Source organism: Actinotalea sp. C106, assembly GCF_023630195.1.
Lineage (GTDB): Bacteria > Actinomycetota > Actinomycetes > Actinomycetales > Cellulomonadaceae > Actinotalea.
This window is the reverse complement of record NZ_JALPKN010000465.1, coordinates 1-1546: the sequence shown is the minus strand read 5'-3', so window position 1 is coordinate 1546 and position 1546 is coordinate 1. Positions and strand designations below refer to the sequence as shown.

1 protein-coding gene is annotated in these 1546 nt (G+C 75.9%); it reads left to right on the top strand.

The annotated features are described in order from the left end of the window. Positions 1-1374: DEAD/DEAH box helicase (locus L0B03_RS17645; RefSeq protein ID WP_250448290.1), on the top strand; the 1374-nt coding region annotated here is incomplete at its 5' end. Positions 1375-1546: the final 172 nt, after the last annotated feature.

Here is a 1546-nt window from a genome sequence, read left to right as displayed (position 1 = left end):
GCTGCGGCGACCCGGGACCACCTCGACCACGTGCGCCGCGGCCTGGGCAGCCAGGTGGCGGCCTACCGCGGCGGGTACCTGCCCGAGGAGCGTCGGGCCCTCGAGCAGGCGATCCGCTCGGGGGACCTGCGGGCCCTGGCCACGACCAACGCCCTCGAGCTGGGGGTCGACATCGCGGGGCTCGACGCCGTGCTCATCGCGGGCTGGCCGGGCACCCGGGTCTCCCTGTGGCAGCAGGCCGGCCGCGCGGGCCGGGCCGGCAGCGACGGGTTGGTGGCCCTGATCGCCCGCGAGGACCCGCTCGACACCTACCTGGTGCACCACCCGGAGGCGATCTTCGGCACCCCGGTCGAGGCGACGGTCTTCGACCCGACCAACCCGTACGTGCTGGGCCCACACCTGTGCGCGGCCGCCGCCGAGCTGCCCCTGCGCGCCGGCGACCTCGAGCTCTTCGGCCCCGGGACGGCCGAGCTGCTCGGGGTGCTGGTCGAGCGCGGGGCCCTACGCCGCCGTCCGTCGGGCTGGTACTGGACGCACGCCGAGTCCGCCGCAGGGTTGACCGACCTGCGTGGCACGGGAGGCGACCCGGTACGCGTGGTCGAGCAGCGGACCGGCCGACTCCTGGGGACCGTGGACGCCGCAGCGGCCGACTCGACGGTGCACCCGGGGGCGGTCTACGTCCACCAGGGCGAGACCTACGTGGTCGAGGACCTCGACCTCGAGGGGTCGGTCGCCGTGGTCCGGCCACGCACGGTCGACTACGGCACCTGGTCGCGCTGGCTCACCTCGATCGAGATCCGCGGGGTGCGTGCCGAGCGCGCCGCCGGGCCGATCACCTGGGGGTTCGGGCCGGTCGACGTCACCACCCAGGTGATGAGCTACACCAAGCGGCGCCTGCCGGAGATGACCCCCGTGGGGGGCGAGACCCTCGACCTGCCCGCGCGCACGCTCACCACCACGGCCGTGTGGTGGACGGCGCCGCTCTCGGTCCTCGAGGAGGCCGGGGTCGCCGACGGAGCCGCCCCGGGGGCCCTGCACGCCGCCGAGCACGCCTCGATCGGGATGCTGCCGCTGCTGGCGACCTGCGACCGCTGGGACCTGGGTGGGGTCTCGACGGCCCTGCACGTGGACACCGAGTGCGCGACGGTCTTCGTCTACGACGGGTACCCGGGCGGGGCCGGCTTCGCCGAGCGCGGCTTCCACCTGGGTGCCGGCTGGCTCCGGGCGACCCGGGAGGCGATCGCGGGGTGCCGCTGCGCTCATGGGTGCCCGGCGTGCGTGCAGTCCCCCAAGTGCGGGAACGGCAACGAGCCCCTCGACAAGGCCGGGGCCCTCCGGCTGCTCGACGTCGTGCTCGCCCACGCCCCCGGCTGAGCCGCGCGAGGCGTGGCGCAGGGAACCGGTGTGTCGACTCACGGCGCGCAGGGGACCGGAGCACCTCCTCACGGGGTGCGGAGCCACGGGCCGCAGGCTCACGGTGCGCGGGCCGAGCGCGGCCCCGCCACGGCCTGTCGGGTCGCCTGTCCCGTCGGGGAGTCGGATCGTA